This is a genomic window from Sphaerisporangium sp. TRM90804, assembly GCF_029846175.1.
Classification (GTDB): domain Bacteria; phylum Actinomycetota; class Actinomycetes; order Streptosporangiales; family Streptosporangiaceae; genus Sphaerisporangium.
The window spans coordinates 139,690-157,326 of record NZ_JARWAC010000015.1 but is presented as its reverse complement, the minus strand read 5'-3'; the positions used below and the strand labels follow the sequence as shown (position 1 = coordinate 157,326).

The window sequence follows — 17,637 nt, the reverse complement described above, 5'->3', positions numbered from 1 at the left end:
TTACTATTATGAGACTTGTCCGGTCTGAGGTGTGAGGTAACCGCCCTGGGCTGACCGTGTGCAACCCCTGCCGACTGGCTGGCGCCCCTAACGTGACCCTTACCGGTGAACCGGGACCATGTCATCAGCCGTCAGATGGAGTAGAGCGGTAATTGAACCCGCATGGGTTCATGTCGGATGGGTAACGGGGGACAGCAGGCATGAGGGGGATGAGATGATCTCGATGACCGAACAGCAGCGGCAGACATGGTTCGAGCGCGACGTCATGCCCGTGACGAGTCAGCTTTACGCGTCCGCCATGCGTCTCACCCGGAACGTCGCCGATGCCGAGGACCTGGTGCAGGAGACCGTCACCAAGGCGTTCACCTCCTACCACCAGTTCCGCCCCGGTACGAACCTGAAGGCGTGGCTCCACCGCATCTTGACCAACAACTTCATCAACGACTACCGCAAGAAGCAGCGGTCGCCGAAGCTGTCGGCCGCCGAGGACATCGAGGACTGGCAGCTGGCCGCCGCCGAGTCGCACATGTCCACCGGGTTGCGCTCCGCCGAGACCGAGGCCCTGGAGCAGCTCCCCGACAACGCCGTGATGAACGCTCTGCGCTCCCTGCCCGACGACTTCAAGGTGGCCGTCTACCTGGCGGACGTCGAGGGGTTCGCGTACAAGGAGATCGCCGAGCGCATGGGCACGCCGATCGGGACGGTGATGTCCCGTCTGCACCGTGGCCGCCGCCAGCTCCGCTCGATGCTGGAAGGCTACGCCCACGAGGAGGGCGCCCTGCGCGCTCCGCAGTTCCAGGCCGCCTGAACGGCCGGGGCCGCTCCGGCGACCCCGTGAACCCGCCCTACCCGCGCCCACCCGACCCGCACCCGCTCCGCCCGCACCACAGGACGGCCCCGGCTTCCCGCCGACGGCCCGCGCCGCGTACGCGCCCAGATGACAGCGTCGTCGTCTGGGCTTCTTTCTTTTCCGGGCCGAAGCGCCGCCATCGCCGCCGTTCAGGCCGCGCTCCCGCGTACCCCGAGGTCAGACCGATCACTATTTTCTCCTTGACAAAAAAACTTGTCGGTGAGACGCTTGTGTCAGCTCGAAAGAGGCGCTGATGGAAGCCCGGCCGCGGTCGCGCTCCGGCTGCGCCGGTGAGACCTGCAGCCGCCGTACCGCGGAACACACCGACACGAAGGAATGTGAGATGAGCGTGAACCTGGAGGCCGGGCCCGGACCGCGGGCCGGTCGGCGCGAATGGATCGGGCTTGCCGTCCTGGCCCTGCCCACCCTGCTGCTGTCGCTGGACATCAGCGTGCTCTACCTGGCGCTGCCGCACCTCAGCTCCGACCTCGGGGCGAACGCCGCCCAGCAGCTCTGGATCCTGGACATCTACTCGTTCATGCTCGCGGGCTTCCTCGTGACGATGGGCACGCTCGGCGACCGCATCGGCCGCCGCAGGCTGCTGCTCGGCGGCGCGGTCGCCTTCGGCGTCGCCTCGATCCTCGCCGCCTACTCCACCAGCCCCGAGATGCTGATCGCCTCCAGGGCGCTGCTCGGCGTCGCCGGCGCCACCCTGATGCCCTCCACGCTCGCGCTCATCCGCAACATGTTCCGCGACCCCAAGGAGATGGGCACCGCGGTCGGCGTCTGGTTCGCCTGCTTCATGGGCGGCATGACCCTGGGCCCGCTGGTCGGCGGCCTGCTGCTGGAGCACTTCTGGTGGGGCTCGGCGTTCCTGCTCGGCGTGCCGGTCATGGTCCTGCTGCTGGTGGTCGGCCCCAAGCTCCTGCCGGAGTACCGTGACGCCGCCGCCGGACGGCTCGACTTCGTCAGCGTGGCCCTGTCCCTCGCCGCGATCCTGCCCGCCATCTACGGCCTCAAGGAGCTGGCGCGCGGCGGAGTGCAGGCCCTCCCCGTCGCCGCCCTGATCGCCGGCATCGTGTTCGGCGTGGTGTTCACGCTCCGCCAGCGCCGCCTCGCCAACCCGCTGCTCGACCTGCGCCTGTTCGCCAACCGCAACTTCAGCGCCGCGATGGGCGTCATGCTCATGGCCGGCATCGTCATGGCCGGCACGACCCTGCTGTCCAGCCTGTTCCTGCAGACGGTCGAGGGCGTGTCCCCGATCAGCGCCGGCCTCTGGCTGATCCCGCAGAACATCGCGATGGTCGTCGGGTCCATGGCCGCCCCGGCCCTGGCCCGCAGGTTCCGCCCGGTCTCCGTCATCGCGGCCGGCCTGCTCATCGCCGCGGTGGGCCTGGTCCTGCACAGCCAGGTCGACAGCGTCGGCGGGCTGCCCCTGCTGGTCGCCGGCCTGGTGTTCACCTCCTTCGGCATCTCGTTCCCGATGGCGCTCACCATGAACCTGATCATGGGCTCGGTGCCTCCGCAGCAGGCCGGCTCCGCCGCCTCGATCAGCCAGACCAGCGGCGAGTTCGGGGTGGCCATGGGCATCGCAGCCATGGGCAGCCTCGGCACCTTCGTCTACCGCACCCAGCTCGGCGAGGGACTGCCGAGCGGCGTCCCGCACTCCGCCCTGGAGGGCATCAGCGCCGCCCTGGCCACCGCCCAGCAGCTTCCCGGCCAGCTCGCCTCCGACCTGGTGGACGCCGCCCGTGCCGCCTTCACCAGCGGGCTCAACGTCGTCGCCGTCGTCGGCGCCGCGATCTTCATCGGGCTCGCCCTGCTCTCGGTCACGGTGCTCCGCGGCAACGACCAGCCCAACCAGGGCCCGCAGGCCGCCGACGAGGCCGCGCGGAACGACGCCGCCGTCGCGAACGACGAGCTCGCCGCCGCCGAGGCCGGGTTCGCCGTCGCGGACGCCGGCCCGGCCGACGGCCGCGAAGCCCTCGCCGAGCCGGTGGACGCCCCCCGCGTCCTGGCCCGCGTCGAGTAACCGCCCCGCCGAGCCCCGCCCCACCCGCCCGGTCGCCCCGCCCGAAGGAGGATCCGCCACCCGCGTCACCCCGGCTCCCCAGCCCGGTACGGCCCCCCCGTACCGGGCTTCGCCGTGTCCGGGGCTACGCGGTGGCGATCAGGGCCACCGCGCCCAGCGCAAGGCCCACGCCCGCGGCCTGCACGGCGCTGAGGCGCTCCCCGAGCACGTAGCGGGCCAGCAGCAGCGTGCTTGCCGGGTACAGCGACACCAGGACGGCGACGAGTACCAGCAGCCCGCGCTGGGCGGCCAGCAGGTAGAGCACGTTGGCGGCCATGTCCAGGACGCCGGCCGCCACGATGGCGGGCATGGCCCCCTTCCCGGGCCGCAGCGGGCGCCGGGTCGTCAGCGCCAGCAGGGCGATCGCCGTGACCGACACCATGCGGGCGCCGATCAGCGGCCACACGCCCGCCTCCTGGGGCACCTGCTTGAGCAGGATGAAGAACAGGCCGAACCCCAGCCCGGAGGCGACGGCCTGCATGACGGTCGGAAGGCGGGCCCCGCCCTCCGCGTCGCCCGCCTGCCGGCTGACCAGGATCACGGCCAGCAGCGCCAGCGCCACCCCGCAGAGCGCGAGCAGCGCGGGGCGCTCGCCCATCGCGAGGCCGGCCAGCACCGGCAGCCCGGCCGACGCGGTGGCCGTCGTGGGCGCCACCACCGACATCACCCCACCGGCCAGCGCCCGGTAGAACAGGACGAGCGCGATGCCGCCGGCCATGCCCGCCGCCATGCCCCAGGCCAGCGCGGCCGCGCTGGGCGCGCCCGGGAGCAGCGGCAGCAGGGGCAGCGCGAACAGCAGCCCGGTGATCTGGCTGACCACGACGACGGCGAGCACCCGAGACCGTTTGGTGGCGAACCCGCCGAAGAAGTCCGCCGCGCCGTAGACCACCGCGCACGTCGTCGCCAACAGGACCGCCGTCATCCGCCCTCACCTCTGTCCGGGTTCAACAGTGATTACAACCTATTGGGATCTGCGGTATGAGCTGTGCCGATACGTGACCGGTACGTGGGTGGGGGACGGTTTCCCGGCGGTGAAGGTCATCCTGTGACCGGCGAGAGGTAAAGAAGTGGCCACGGCTGGGTACATCACCGGTGTGTCGAGCGCTGATGGCTTACCCCGCCGGCCGACGGCCGGGCGCCGGGAGGTGGGGGTGTGACGGACCCCCGGGCCGCCCTGGCGAAGCTCCGCGTGGAACTCGAGGGCCTCGGAGTGGCCGATGCCTATGAAGTGTGCGACGACGCGGTCCTTTCGGTGTGGATCGGGTTGGTCGTCACCTTCAGGGATGGTTTCTACCGTTGGTCGGAGGGAGTGGTGATACATCGCCATTTGGGTACAGATCCGGTTGGATGCGCCATTAGGGTGGCGCGTCGTTACGCGGAGCTGCGCGCCGACGTCCCGCCCTGGTGGGAGGAGCTCGCCGCGACTCTGCGAGGGGGAACGGCCGAGAAGTACCCGTGACCCCTGCCGCTGTTCGGGGGGAGCGTGCGGGTGGCGACTATCCGGGTTCGTGGAAACTGGGGGCGGCTCGCGCTCGCCCTGCTCGTGGCGCCGTGGGTCTCGGGATGTGGGGGGCTCGTCGCGTCCCTGGGCGTGGCCGAGCAAGACGACATCGTACGCGTGCGCTCGACCGCGCCGGTCAGGCCGGCGAGCGATCCGCGCATGCTGGTGCTGCGGGTGACCGCCGCCCAGCCGGAATGGCCCGGCACCCGGCCCCTGGTGGCGCCGCCGCGGCGCGCGATCCGGTGCGAGCAGGTCAAGTGCGTGGCGCTGACCTTCGACGACGGCCCGTACGACCACACCGGCGCGGTGCTCGACACGCTGGCCCGGTACGGCGCCAGGGCGACGTTCTTCGTGGTCGGCCAGATGGTGACCCCGCAGAGCACCCATTACCTGCGGCGCATGGTCTCGGAGGGGCACGAGATCGGCAACCACTCGTGGGACCACCCGGCGCTGCCGTCGCTCGCGGGTGACGGCGTCCGCGACCAGCTCGGCCGCACCCAGCGGGCCGTGCGGGCCGCGACCGGCGTGACGATGCGGCTGTTCCGCCCGCCCTACGGCGCCACCGACGGCAAGGTCGCCGAGCAGGCGGCGCGGGCCGGGCTGGCGCAGATCATGTGGGACGTCGACACCATGGACTGGCGCGACCGCGACACCTCGCTGGTCACCCGGCGCGCCTCGGCCGCCGGGTCAGGCTCGGTCGTGCTGATGCACGACATCCACAAGACCACGGCCGACGCCGTGCCCGGCCTGCTTCGCGACCTGGCCGCACGCGGCTACGCCTTCGTGACGGTCTCCGAGCTGTACGGCGCCGACCTGGTGCCCGGCAGAAGCTACGCGGGCCGAACCGGCACCGACGGCGCTACGGGGCGCCGCTGACGCTCTGGAAAAGGATGCCCACGCGCGCCCGCCGCCCGGGGCACGGCCGGCGGGCCGCCGAGGCTTCCGGGACGCCGGCGCCGCCCGCCGTCCGGCGTGGACGGCGCGACGCCGAGCCTCGGTGTGGTCAGCCCCGCTTGGCGCGGGCGGTGGTGCGGGCGCGGCTGGGAGCGTCCAGCACGACCTTGCGAAGGCGGACGTGGTCGGTGGTGATCTCCACGCACTCGTCCTCGCGGCAGAACTCCAGCGCCTGCTCCAGCGACAGCGAGCGCGGCGGGATGACCTTCTCGGTCTCCTCGCTCGTGGAGGAGCGCATGTTGGTGAGCTTCTTCTCCTTGGTGATGTTCACGTCCATGTCGTCGGCCCGGGAGTTCTCACCGATGATCATGCCTTCGTAGACCTCGGTGCCCGGCGTGACGAACAGCGTGCCGCGCTCCTGGAGGTTCACCATGGCGAAGGCGGTCACCGAGCCGCTGCGGTCGGCGACCAGCGAGCCCGTGGCGCGGGTGCGCAGCTCGCCGAACCACGGCTCGTAGGCCTCGAAGACGTGGTGGACGAGGCCGGTGCCGCGGGTCTCGGTGAGGAACTCGGTGCGGAAGCCGATCAGGCCGCGGGCCGGGACCACGAACTCCATGCGGATCCAGCCGGTGCCGTGGTTGGTCATGTTCTCCATGCGGCCCTTGCGGACGGCCAGGAGCTGGGTGATCGCGCCGAGGTACTCCTCGGGGGCGTCCACCGTGAGCCGCTCGACCGGCTCGTGCAGCTTTCCGTCGATCGTGCGGGTGACGACCTGCGGCTTGCCGACGGTCAGCTCGTAGCCCTCGCGGCGCATCTGCTCGACCAGGATGGCGAGCGCGAGCTCGCCGCGGCCCTGGACCTCCCAGGCGTCGGGACGGTCGGTGGGCAGGATGCGCAGGGAGACGTTGCCGACCAGCTCCTTGTCGAGGCGGTCCTTGACCATGCGGGCGGTGACCTTGGAGCCCTTCACCTTGCCCACCAGCGGGCTGGTGTTGGTGGCGATGGTCATCGAGATCGCCGGCTCGTCGACGGTGATCAGCGGCAGCGGGCGCGGGTCGTCGGGGTCGGCGAGGGTCTCACCGATCATGATGTCGGGAATGCCGGCGATGGCGATGATGTCGCCGGGCCCGGCCTGCTCGGCCGGCTTGCGCTCCAGCGCGTCGGTCATCAGCAGCTCGCTGATCTTGACCCGCTGGATGCTGCCGTCGGTGCGGCACCAGGCGACCTGCTGGCCCTTCTTGATGACGCCCTGGTGCACCCGGCACAGCGCGATGCGGCCGAGGTAGCTGGAGGCGTCCAGGTTGGTGACGTGGGCCTGGAACGGCGAGGCGGGGTCGTACGTCGGCGCGGGGATCGTGCTCGTGATCGTCTCGAACAGCGGCTCGAGGTCGGGGGAGTCGGGCATGCCGCCGTCGTCGGGACGCGCGAGGCTGGCCCGGCCGGCCTTGGCCGAGGCGTAGACGATCGGGAAGTCGATCTGCTCCTCGGTGGCGTCGAGGTCCATGAAGAGCTCGTAGACCTCGTCGACGACCTCCTTGATGCGGGCGTCGGGGCGGTCGACCTTGTTGATGCACAGGATGACCGGCATCTTGGCCGACAGCGCCTTGCGCAGCACGAAGCGTGTCTGCGGCAGCGGGCCCTCGGAGGCGTCGACCAGCAGCACCACGCCGTCGACCATGGACAGGCCTCGCTCGACCTCGCCGCCGAAGTCGGCGTGGCCGGGGGTGTCGATGATGTTGAGGGTCATGCCGCTGTGCTTCACGGCGGTGTTCTTGGCGAGAATGGTGATGCCCTTCTCGCGCTCCAGGTCATTGGAGTCCATGACCCGTTCATCGACGTCCTGGTTGGCGCGGAACGCTCCGGACTGCCAGAGCATGGCATCGACCAACGTGGTCTTCCCGTGGTCGACGTGCGCGATGATCGCGATGTTACGCAGGTCGTCGCGGCTGTTCAAAGGCATGATGGAGTCTCGCTCTGGGTCGCTGGAGGCCGGCCGCCGAGTGATGCGGCCTCCACCATTTTAGGTGATCGCTGTTACCGCCGTGTGCCGGTCTTGCGCAAACAGGGGCATAACACGCACGAAGCCGGGTTTTCCTGCCCGGATCATGGCGGCTGCGGCCGCGAAAATGGCGATTGCCAGAAAATCACCCCAGGCCAACCTGCGAAGTCTTCCCGCGGCCGGGTGGGGGCGCCGGGCCCGGGGACTAACGCCGGGACGCCCGGGCAGACACTCTCTCATGGTGGACGAAGGATTTGACCGACTCGCCGCCTCCGCGCGCCAGGTCGCCGAACCGTTCGGCGTGTCCCCGTGCAGGCGAGACTTTCGCTGCAGGCTTGCCGTGTGGGCCCTCGTCATAGGGGCCTTCATCGTCGGATTGCTCATACCGATCACCGTCAAGGCCCAGACCGGGGCCGCGGGACCGCCGGGCGGCCATGCTTCCGCCTGCGCCGAGACGCTCCCGAATAAGCTCGTCGCATGCCTCTCGCCAGAGCATTCCCCGCGACGCTGATCACGAAGGACGGTGTGCGGCTGGACGCCGCGCACACCCCCTCGCGGGGCGAGGCCGAGTTCGGCGTCGTCATAGCCCACGGGTTCACCGGCTCCTGGCGTGAGCGCTCCACGCGGCGCATCGCGCACGTGCTGAGCGGGTTCGGCGGGGTCGTGGCGTTCGACTTCCGCGGCCACGGCCGTTCCGGCGGCCGGTCCACGGTGGGGGACGCCGAGGTGCTCGACCTGGACGCCGCGGTGGCGTACGCCCGGTCGCTCGGCTACTCGCGGGTGGCCACGGTGGGCTTCTCGATGGGCGCGGCGGTGGCCGTCCGCCACGCGGCGCTGCACCGCGGCACCGACGCCGTGGTGGCGGTCAGCGGCCCGGCGCGCTGGTACTACCGCGACACCCGGCCGATGCGCCAGGTGCACTGGGTCATCGAGCGGCCGTCGGGGCGGCTCGTCGCGCGCATCGCCAAGCGCACGCGCATAACGAAGGGCACGTGGGACCCCGTGCCGCTCGCGCCGCACGAGGCGGTCGGGCGGGTCGCGCCCACACCGCTGCTGATCGTGCACGGGGACGCCGACGCCTTCTTCCCGCTCGACCACGCCCACCAGCTGTTCGACGCCGCCCAGGAGCCCAAGGAGCTGTGGGTGGAGCCGGGCTTCGGGCACGCCGAGGCTGCCGCCACCCCCGGCCTGATCAGGCGGGTCGGCGCCTGGGCCGCCCAGGCCGTCTACGACGGCGGTTCACGCCCCGAGAGGTCCGCGACGGCCGGCTGACCTGCCGCGTCGCCTGGACCGCTCCATGCGCGGCCGTGCGGCCGTACGGGATTCGGTTCGCACCAATCGGGGACAGGCCGCGAACCAAATGCCAACAAATGTCGTCTACAACACGGGACGTATGAGATCCAGCGGGAGCGGCCGGCCATGAGCCGTCTCCCAGCGGGGGCGATCTCGGACATCTCTGATTCGCGGGCCGCCGCCCAGCGACGCGGGGGCGCGTTGGGCGGCGGACGCGAGCCGCCTCAGCCGAGGCGCGCGATCGACTTGAGCTCCAGGTAGGACTCCAGGCCCTCGGGGCCCAGCTCGCGGCCGAGGCCGCTGGCCTTGAAGCCGCCGAACGGCGTGGCCGGCTCCATGGTGTTCAGCATGTTCACGCCGTAGGTGCCGGCGCGGACCCGGCGGGCGATGTCCATGCCGTGCTCGGTGTCGGCGGTCCAGACCGTGCCCGACAGGCCGTACTCGCTGTCGTTGGCGATGCGGACGGCGTCGTCCTCGTCCTGGTAGGAGATGACGACCAGGACGGGCCCGAAGATCTCCTCGCGGGCGACGCGCATGTCGTTGGACACGCCGGCGAACACCGTCGGCGCCACGTACCAGCCCCGGTCGAACGGCCGGTCGAGGCCGCCGAGCACGGGCTTGGCGCCCTCGTCGACGCCGAGCTTGATGTAGCCCTCCACCCGCTCCTGCTGGCGCTTGGCGACCATCGGCCCGATGCCGGTGGCCGGGTCGCCGGGGTCGCCGACGGGCTGGCCCGCGACCATGTCGGCCACGGCGTGCACGACCTCGTCGTAGCGGGAGGCCGGCGCCAGGATGCGGGTCTGGGCCACACACGCCTGACCGCTGTTCAGCAGCGAGGCGATGGACAGGAAGCCCATGGCGGCGCCGAGGTCGCAGTCGTCCAGGATGATCGCGGCCGACTTGCCGCCGAGTTCGAGGCTGCAGCGCTTCAGGCCCTGTCCGCAGATCGACGCGATGCGGCGCCCGGCCGCGGTGGAGCCGGTGAAGGCCACCTTGTCGACGCCCGGGTGGGACACCAGGTACTCGCTCGTCTCGCGGCCGGCGGCCACGATGCTGACGACCCCCTCGGGGAAGCCGGCCTCCTCGATCATCTGGGCGAGGAGGTAGCCGTCCAGCGGGGTCTCCGGGGCCGGCTTGACCACGACGGCGCACCCGGCGATCAACGCGGGGGCCAGCTTGGTCATGATGACGAACTGCGGGACGTTCCACGGCACCACGGCCGCGACGACGCCGACCGGCTCGCGGCGCACGGTGACCGGGCCGAACATGCCGGGGCGCTGGTCTTCGACGGCGTACGTCTTCCCCAGCTCGGCGAAGTAGCGCAGCATGCCCAGCGGCTGCGGGGCCTGCGCGAGCTGGGAGAAGGTGATGGGGGAGCCCATCTCCAGCGTGATCAGCTCGGCCAGCTCCGACTGGCGGGCGGCGTAGAGGTCGGCCAGCCTGCCGACCACCTCGGCGCGCTCGGCCATCGTCATCCGCGGCCACGGCCCCTCGTCGAACGCCCTGCGCGCGGCCGCCACGGCGCGGTCCATGTCGGCGGGGGTGGCGTCCGGGACGCGGCCCACCACCTCCTCGGTGTGCGGGGAGACGACGTCGATCGTCCCGGCGCCCGCGGGGGCCACCCACTCGCCCCCGATGAAAAGACGGTCGTGCTGGAGCATTCCTGCCTCCTGGTCTCGAGGGCCGCGTACCTGATCGAGCGCATGTCGATGATCCCGCCGGAAGCGGGGCCCGGCGGCGTTCCCTGAGACAGAAACATGTTCTAGAGCGGTTGGCAAGAGCCCGGGACCCGCGGCGCCCGGCGCCGCTAAGATCGGGCGGCTGGAGACCGGGGCCGCTGCCAGGGCCCGCGGCCTGCCGGTACGCACCGGGAACGTTCACCCGCGGGACGGGCCCAATTATCCGGAACCAGTGCTCGGCGGGTTCATGAAGTGGTAGATACTTCGCCAATGGTGTACAGGTTCTTCCGATCGTGTGGCGGCTCCGGAGATCGGCATCTAGGGTCTCGGGGCGTCGAGAGGAGGGAGGGCTGATGCGGTCAGGCTCGATCGCCGCATTGGCGGCCATGTCGATTGCTCTGTCCTCGATGCCCGCCCTGTCGGCGGCCGAGGCCAAGCCCAGCCCTCAGGCGCAGCTCAACAAGCTCACCAAGCAGGCGTCCGACCTGCAGAAGGCCTACCGCGGCGAGATCGCGAGCCTTGAGGACACCCGGCGCGCCGCGCAGAAGGCCGGTGACCGCGTCAAGAAGCTGCGGGCCGACCTGGCCAAGGCCGAGGAGCAGGTCGCACAGTTCTACCGCAACTCCTACATGTCGGGCACGGTGGACGGCCCCCGGGTGCTGAGCTACGAGGGCGACCCCGACTCCATCCTCGGCCAGGTCGCCACCGTCACCTACCTCGCCGAGGAGAAGAACCAGCGCCTGAAGGTCATCGGCGACCTGATCAAGGAGTCGCGGGCGGCCAAGAAGGAGGCCGACGGCAAGATCGTCGACCTGAAGAAGGAGATCAAGGAGCTGGAGGACAAGAAGGAGGACGTCGAGCGCCTCCTGAAGAAGTTCGGCTTCCAGACCCCCGACGCCGGCAGCGGCCTCACCGCGCGCATGGTCAGCATCCGCAACGTCATCATGCAGAACTACCCCATGCCGTTCGGCGTCGGCTGCCTGCGCCCCGGCGACCCCGGCGAGCACGGCAAGGGCCGCGCCTGCGACTTCATGATGAGCACCGGCGGCCGCATGCCCGACGCCGCCTCCATGGCCCGCGGCGACGCCCTGGCCGAGTGGGCCATCGACAACGGCCGCGCGCTGGGCATCATGTACATCATCTGGCGCCAGCGCTACTACGACATCCGCACCGGCGCCGGCTGGCGCCAGATGTCCGACCGCGGCGGCATCACCGCCAACCACTACGACCACGTCCACGTCTCGGTCTTCTGACGATCAAGGCCCCGGGCTCCTGAGCGCCTCGCGACGCCGGCGCCTTGAGGTGCCCGCACGGTCCGCGCACCCACCCCAGATCCCCCGACCGGCGCCGGTACGGCGGGTTCCCGTGCGGTGAACGCGGCGCCGTGTGCGGCGGCCGGCCCAGGGGTTGGGCCAGGTTGAGCGTGCCCGCCCGTCGAGCCGCCACCCCGGATCCCCCGACCGGGGCCGGTACGGCGGGTTCCCGTGCGGTGAACGCGGCGCCGTGCGCGGCGGCCGGCCCTCCCGCGTGCGGGCGTCGTAGAGGGCTCAGTCGCCGTTCCACGGGGCGGGGCGGGTGGTGATGTGGTCTCTCAGCCAGTGGTAGGAGGCCTTGGGGGTGCGTTTCTGGGTGGGGAAGTCGACGTGGACGAGGCCGAAGCGCTGGGTGAAGCCCTCGGCCCACTCGAAGTTGTCCAGCAGCGACCACACGTAGTACCCGCGCACGTCCACGCCCTCGGCCATCGCGGCGCCGAGCGCCCTGATGTGGCCGTCGAGGAAGGCGACGCGCGCCTGGTCGTCCACCACGCCGTCCGGGCCGGGCTCGTCCGCCAGTGAGCAGCCGTTCTCGGTCACGTACACCGGCGGCAGCGCGTCGCCGTACCTGGCTCTGAGGCCCACCAGCAGCTCGCGCAGGCCGTCGGGCACCACGGGCCAGCCGAAGGCGGTGGTGGGGTGGCCGGTGACGCCGGCGTCCTCCCAGGGCAGCGGCAGGGTGCCGGACGGGGCGGCGATGCGGGTCGGGGTGTAGTAGTTCACCCCGAGCCCGTCCAGGGGCTGGGCGATGATCTCCAGGTCGCCGTCCCGGACCGCGTCGATGCCGTCCAGCTCGTACGCCGAGAGATCCGGATACGAACCCAGCAGGACGGGATCGTTGAACAACCTGTTGTGAAGCGTGTCGTACGCCTCGGCGGCCCGCGCGTCCTCGGGCGACGCGGAGGCCGGCCACACGGGCGTGCAGTTGTTGGTCAGCAGCACCCGCTCGGCGCCGGCCGTCCGGAGCGCCTGGACGGCCAGGCCGTGGCCGAGGAGCTGGTGGTGGGCGACGGGCAGCGCGTCCATGAAGAGCGTGTGGCCGGGGGCGTGGGTGCCCAGGCCGTACCCGAAGGCCATGTGGACGAACGGCTCGTTCAGCGTGATCCACAGCGGCACCCGGTCGGCCAGGCGCTCGGCCACGACGGCCGTGTAGTCCGCCAGGCGGTGGGCGGTGTCGCGGGCGAGCCAGCCGCCCCGGTCCTCCAGGGCCTGCGGCAGGTCCCAGTGGAACAGCGTGGCCGCCGGCACGATGCCCTCCGCGCAGAGCGCGTCGACCAGGCGGTCGTAGAAGTCCAGCCCCCGCTCGTTGACCGGGCCGCGGCCGTCCGGCTGGACTCTCGGCCACGATATGGAGAAGCGGTAGGAGTTCACCCCCAGCCCGGCCAGGAGCGTGACATCCTCGGACCAGCGGTGGTAGTGATCGCACGCGACGTCCCCGGTGTGGCCGTCGCGCACGCGGCCAGGCTGGCGCGTGAAGGTGTCCCAGACGGAGGCCCCTCGGCCGTCCTCCGTGGCGGCGCCCTCGATCTGGTAGGACGCGGTAGCCGTACCCCACAGGAACATGACGACCTCCGGCGATGCGAATGAATCTCATGTTAGGCATCGCGGGCGATGGCGGGAGGATGATGGGCAGATGACGAACGTCTCCGCAGGGACGCTGCGCCGCCGTCCCGCCCAGCGCCGCAGCGTGGAGCGGGTCGCGCGCATGCTGGACGAATGCGCCCGCCTTCTGGAGGAGGTCGGGTACGAAGGGCTGACCACCAAGGAGGTGGCCCGCAGGGCGGGCGTGCCGATCGGCACGTTCTACCAGTTCTTCCCCGACAAGCAGGGCCTGGTACGCGCCCTGGCCCTGCGCAACCTGGACGCGTTCCTCGCCCGGCTCACCACCCGGTTCGCGTCGGCCGGCATCACCGACTGGACCGGCGCCGTCGACCTCGCGGTGGACGAGTTCGTGGAGATGAAGCGCACCACGCCCGGGTTCGCCGTCGTCGACTTCGGCGAGGTGCTGTTCACCCCCGGCGGCCCGCCGGTGAAGGGCACCAAGCGGCTTCTGGACGCCGCCCTGGAGAACAACGTCATCGTCGCCGACCGCCTGCGCGGGCTCGTCGTCGACCTGCTCGGCGCCCCCACCGACCCCGGCCTGGCCCGGGCGCTGTTCGTCGCCGTGGAGGCCGCCGACGCCGTCCTGAAGCTCGCCTTCCGCGTCCGCCCCGGCGGCGACCCCGACCTCATCGCCGAGTGCAAGGTCCTGATCCGCCGCTACCTGTCCGACCACATCTCCGGCGGCTGACCCGCCACCCCCGGCCGCGGGGGTGCCGTCAGGCGAGGGCCGGGTCGTCCAGGCGGGCGCGCACCTCGTCGTCCAGCTTGAGGTCGACCGCCGCGAGGGCCTCTTCGAGCTGCGGCGCGGAGCTGACGCCGACGATCGGGACGATGTCCTGGGCGAGCAGCCAGGCCAGGACCACCTGGTTGGGCGTCGCGCCCAGCTCGGCGGCCACCTCGCGGAGCCGCGCCAGGCGGCGGGCCGTCCCCGGGTGGTCGTAGTGGGCCGGCACGGGCCGGTCGGCCCTGCCGCTGTACGCGCCCGCCAGCAGCGAGGTGTAGACCCACAGCCGCAGGCCCTCGGTGCGCACGTAGTCGAGCGTCTCCTCGCCGACCTGCACGTGCCCCGCCTCCGGCAGCCGCACGCCCGGCCTCGGGCGCAGGTAGGAGTGCCTGAGCTGCACGTGCGAGTAGGGCGCCCAGCCGTTCGCGACGGCCAGGGCGCGGGCGCGCTCCAGCCGCCAGGACGGGTGGTTGGAGGCGCCCACGGCCTTGGCGGCGCCGTCCGCCACCAGCCCGGCGAACGCCTCCACCTGCTCCTGGAGCGGCGTGCTCCGGTCCTGGATGTGCGCCCAGTAGACGTCGACGTGGTCGGTCCGCAGCCGGCGCAGGCTTTCGCGCACGGCGGCGCGGACGGTCGGCGCCGACAGGCCCTCGGCGGAGTCCAGCGTGCGATCACCGGGGATGGTGGGACGGCCGCCGCACTTGGTGCTGAGCACCACCCGGTCGCGGTTGCCCCGGGCGGACAGCCACGCGCCGATCGTGGCCTCGCTCTCGTCGCCCGTGGCCCCCTCCATCCAGAAGGGGTAGTTGTTGGATGTGTCGATCATGGTGCCGCCCGCCTCGACGAAACGGTCGAGGAGCGCGAACGACGTGGCTTCGTCCACGGCGGTGCCGAAGGGGATCGTCCCGAGTGCGATGTGTGTCATGCGCCACACCCTGCACGCTGGAGCGGACTCCAGGTCAACCCCATTGACCTGGAGCCCACTCCAGGTGCCATGCTCGGGGGGTGACCGTCTACACCCCCGGGCAGGTCGCGGAGGAGACCGGCTTCAGCCTGGACACTCTGCGGTACTACGAGCGCATCGGCCTGCTGGAACCGGTGGAGCGCAACGCCGCCGGCCAGAGGCGCTTCAGCGAGGAGGACGTGGGCTGGCTCGGCATGGTGCGGTGCCTGCGCGACACCGGCATGCCCATCGCCGCGATGCTCCGCTTCGCCCAACTCGTACGCAGCGGCGACCACACCGTGGCCGACCGCATCGGCGTCCTGGAATCCCACGACGCCGCCATCGAGGCCCAGATCACCCTGCTCAGAGAACGCCAGCGGGCCATCCAACGAAAAATCCAGTACTACCGCGACGTCCAGGCCGTAGCCGAACTGCGCGAAACCCCCGACCCCGCTCGCCGATAGCCGCCCTCCGGCTCGCGGCGCACCCCGGTGACCCGCCGCACGGCGGCGCCGCCTTCGCCGTAGGCCTTCTCGCCGGTGCGGCGCCGGAAGTGGGCACTGCGCGTGCGGAGAAACGGGTCCTCGTCCTGGCCGGTGGCGGAGGTCGGACTAGCGTCAGGTGGCGGTGGGGGATACGCCGTAGGCGCTGGCCTGGAGGGAGTAGAGGTCGGCGTAGATGCCGTTCAGGTGCATGAGGTCGTCGTGGGTGCCCTGCTCGGTCACCTTGCCGTGGTCGAGGACGTAGATGCGGTCGGCATGGCGGGCGCTGGCCAGGCGGTGGGTGATCAGCAGGACGGTGCGGCCGTCGGCGTGGCGGCGGATGCGTTCGAAGAGGGCGTGCTCGGCGCGGGCGTCCAGCGCGGCCGTCGGCTCGTCGCAGATGAGCAGGGGGGCGTCGCGGTAGAAGCCCCTGGCCACGGCGATGCGCTGCCACTGGCCGCCCGAGGGCTCGTGGCCGTCCTTGAAGCGGCGGTCGAGCAGGGTGCGGTAGCCGTGCGGCAGCTCGGCCACGACCTGGTCGGCGCCCGCCACCTCGGCGGAGGCGTGCACGGCGGCCTCGCCGCGCTCAAGGCCCATGGTGATGTTGTCCTTCGCCGAGAGCGGCCAGCGGGTGTGGTCCTGGGCGATGACCGCGATGTTGCGCCGCAGATCATCCTGGTCGACGGCGGCGATGTCGACGTCGTCCCACCGCACCTGCCCGCTCGCCGGCTCGTACAGCCCGGCGAGGATCTTGGAGAGCGTCGTCTTGCCCGAGCCGTTCTCGCCGACGAGCGCGACCACCTCGCCCTGGTCGATGTGGATGGACACGTGGTCGAGCGCGGCTTCGTCCTTACCTGGATAGTTGAACGTCACATCATCGACCGTGATGCGCTTGAAGGCGGGCGGTGACCGCCGGGGGCGGGCCGCGCCCATGCGCTCGCGCGCCTGGGCGCAGAAGTCGAGGAAGTCGGTGAAGTAGAGCCCCTCCTCGTACAGCCGGTTGGTGGCGTACATGAGGTTGGTCAAAGACGTCTGCCCCGACCTGATGGCCAGGACGGCCGTGCCCGCCACGGCCAGCGGGACGGCGGCGATCGCGAGCAGGACGCCGAGCGCGACGTAGACCAGGGCGGTGCCGAGGCCGCTGAGCGCCTCGCCGATGAGCTTGGCCACCGTCTGCCTGCGGGCCAGCCGCAGCACGACATCCTGCTCGGTGCCGGCCACGACGTCGTACAGCCGCATCAGGAAGCGGCGCATGGTGAACGAGCGCACCTCGGCGGCGGTCTCGCGGTCGGCCATGAGCTCGGTGAGGATCCACTTGCGGCGGTACACCGGGATCAGCGCGTACATGGTCGTGTAACGCATGCGTGCCGAGCGGACGGCGGCCCAGGCGTCGGGGATGACGGCCAGCACGAGCAGCGGCAGCAGCACCGGGTGCAGGATGCCGAGCACGCCGGCCGCGGCGGCGATGCCGATGAAGCCGGTCAGCAGGTTGATGGCGGAGCTCACCACGTTGTCGACGATGCTGACGCCGCGGGTGCGGGCCCGCTGGAGGGAGTCGTGGAACTCGGGGTCGTCGAAGCAGATCAGGTCGACCCGGCTGGTGAGGTCGTAGAGCTGCTTCTCGGCGATGCGGGACACCTGCGGCTCCAGCCGGGACTGCGCCCACCCGGCCCCGGCCTCCAGCGCCGACCGCAGCGCCGCGGCCACGCCGACGAGCAGCAGGCTGGGCAGGGCGGCCCTCACCCGATCGGGCGTGGGACCGGCCGAGAACAGCGCCTGGAGCACGCCGGTGGTGGCCAGCAGCCCGAAGGCCGTGAACAGGCCGCCCAGCACGCTGAGGCCCACCGTGGCGGCGGTGTCGCGCGGGCTCGCGCGCCAGGCCATGCCGACCGCCTGGCCGATGAGCGCGGGCAGCCTGCGGGCGATGGTGAGGAACCCCACGCCGGTCATCGTGGCGGTGTGGGTGTGCCAGTCGCTGAAGGTGACCTCGCCGAGATCGACCAGCGCCTCTTCGGCGGCGGGCGCCTCGGCGCCGGGCCCGGCCTGCGGAGGCGGGCGGGTGCCCTCGGACGGGCGGGGATCGGCGCCGTCGAGCCCGCGGAGGGCTCCGGAGGTGTCGGTGGGTGACGACCCGGGCGCCGGGGCGGAGGGGGATGCGTCCTCAGAGGAGGGGGCGGAGCCGTCGGCGGGCGATGATTGCTGACGAGAGTCGGCCATGTTCGAAGTGTGAACGCTGCCACCGACAGTTTACAGCGAGCGAGCAAAAGACTGCTGTTTTAGATGAAA

The 17,637-nt window shown here is 71.5% G+C and carries 13 protein-coding genes; 7 read left to right on the top strand and 6 right to left on the bottom strand.

Annotated elements, in window-relative coordinates; all coding sequences use genetic code 11:
* Nucleotides 1-214 precede the first annotated feature (214 nt).
* Together PYR91_RS19325 and PYR91_RS19320 are read left to right on the top strand one after the other, a co-directional pair.
* Nucleotides 215-808, top strand: a complete 594-nt coding sequence (locus tag PYR91_RS19325) for a sigma-70 family RNA polymerase sigma factor (protein WP_279781397.1) — start codon at nt 215-217, stop codon at nt 806-808.
* A 385-nt stretch (nt 809-1,193) separates the two neighbouring features.
* Nucleotides 1,194-2,882, top strand: coding sequence for an MFS transporter (locus PYR91_RS19320; protein WP_279781395.1), 1,689 nt, complete (start codon nt 1,194-1,196; stop codon nt 2,880-2,882).
* A 124-nt stretch (nt 2,883-3,006) separates the two neighbouring features.
* Here PYR91_RS19320 and PYR91_RS19315 read toward each other — a convergent pair whose 3' ends face one another.
* Nucleotides 3,007-3,843, bottom strand: coding sequence for a DMT family transporter (locus PYR91_RS19315; RefSeq protein WP_279781394.1), 837 nt, complete (start codon nt 3,841-3,843; stop codon nt 3,007-3,009).
* A 567-nt stretch (nt 3,844-4,410) separates the two neighbouring features.
* Between PYR91_RS19315 and PYR91_RS19310 the strand changes: the two genes are divergently transcribed.
* Nucleotides 4,411-5,298 (top strand): polysaccharide deacetylase family protein, encoded by an 888-nt coding sequence (locus tag PYR91_RS19310; RefSeq protein ID WP_279781392.1) that lies wholly within the window; start codon nt 4,411-4,413, stop codon nt 5,296-5,298.
* A gap of 127 nt (nt 5,299-5,425) precedes the next feature.
* Here PYR91_RS19310 and typA read toward each other — a convergent pair whose 3' ends face one another.
* On the bottom strand, nt 5,426-7,276 hold the full coding sequence (typA, locus tag PYR91_RS19305; protein WP_279781390.1) for a translational GTPase TypA: 1,851 nt from the start codon (nt 7,274-7,276) through the stop codon (nt 5,426-5,428).
* A gap of 516 nt (nt 7,277-7,792) precedes the next feature.
* Here typA and PYR91_RS19300 point away from each other — a divergent pair.
* Entirely contained in the window at nt 7,793-8,587 is a 795-nt protein-coding gene (locus tag PYR91_RS19300; protein WP_279781388.1) for an alpha/beta fold hydrolase, read from the top strand.
* Nucleotides 8,588-8,832: 245 nt separating this feature from the next.
* On the opposite strand, the gene PYR91_RS19295 is transcribed toward PYR91_RS19300, so the two are convergent.
* On the bottom strand, nt 8,833-10,269 hold the full coding sequence (locus tag PYR91_RS19295) for an aldehyde dehydrogenase (RefSeq protein WP_279781386.1): 1,437 nt from the start codon (nt 10,267-10,269) through the stop codon (nt 8,833-8,835).
* A gap of 404 nt (nt 10,270-10,673) precedes the next feature.
* Here PYR91_RS19295 and PYR91_RS19290 point away from each other — a divergent pair, with 404 nt between their 5' ends.
* Complete coding sequence (locus tag PYR91_RS19290; RefSeq protein ID WP_279781384.1) at nt 10,674-11,540, top strand: hypothetical protein; 867 nt, start codon at nt 10,674-10,676, stop codon at nt 11,538-11,540.
* A 294-nt stretch (nt 11,541-11,834) separates the two neighbouring features.
* Here PYR91_RS19290 and PYR91_RS19285 read toward each other — a convergent pair whose 3' ends face one another.
* On the bottom strand, nt 11,835-13,163 hold the full coding sequence (locus PYR91_RS19285) for a GH1 family beta-glucosidase (protein WP_279781382.1): 1,329 nt from the start codon (nt 13,161-13,163) through the stop codon (nt 11,835-11,837).
* Between the two features lie 70 nt (nt 13,164-13,233).
* Between PYR91_RS19285 and PYR91_RS19280 the strand changes: the two genes are divergently transcribed.
* Nucleotides 13,234-13,890 carry a TetR/AcrR family transcriptional regulator gene (locus tag PYR91_RS19280; protein WP_279781379.1) on the top strand — a complete coding sequence of 219 codons (657 nt, stop codon included), beginning with the start codon at nt 13,234-13,236 and terminating at the stop codon, nt 13,888-13,890.
* A gap of 28 nt (nt 13,891-13,918) precedes the next feature.
* On the opposite strand, the gene PYR91_RS19275 is transcribed toward PYR91_RS19280, so the two are convergent.
* Nucleotides 13,919-14,851, bottom strand: coding sequence for an aldo/keto reductase (locus tag PYR91_RS19275; protein WP_279781377.1), 933 nt, complete (start codon nt 14,849-14,851; stop codon nt 13,919-13,921).
* A gap of 80 nt (nt 14,852-14,931) precedes the next feature.
* Between PYR91_RS19275 and PYR91_RS19270 the strand changes: the two genes are divergently transcribed.
* Entirely contained in the window at nt 14,932-15,333 is a 402-nt protein-coding gene (locus PYR91_RS19270; protein WP_279781375.1) for a MerR family transcriptional regulator, read from the top strand.
* A 153-nt stretch (nt 15,334-15,486) separates the two neighbouring features.
* Here the strand turns inward: PYR91_RS19270 and PYR91_RS19265 are convergent, their stop codons facing one another.
* Nucleotides 15,487-17,568 (bottom strand): ABC transporter ATP-binding protein, encoded by a 2,082-nt coding sequence (locus PYR91_RS19265; protein WP_279781373.1) that lies wholly within the window; start codon nt 17,566-17,568, stop codon nt 15,487-15,489.
* Between the last annotated feature and the right edge of the window lie 69 nt (nt 17,569-17,637).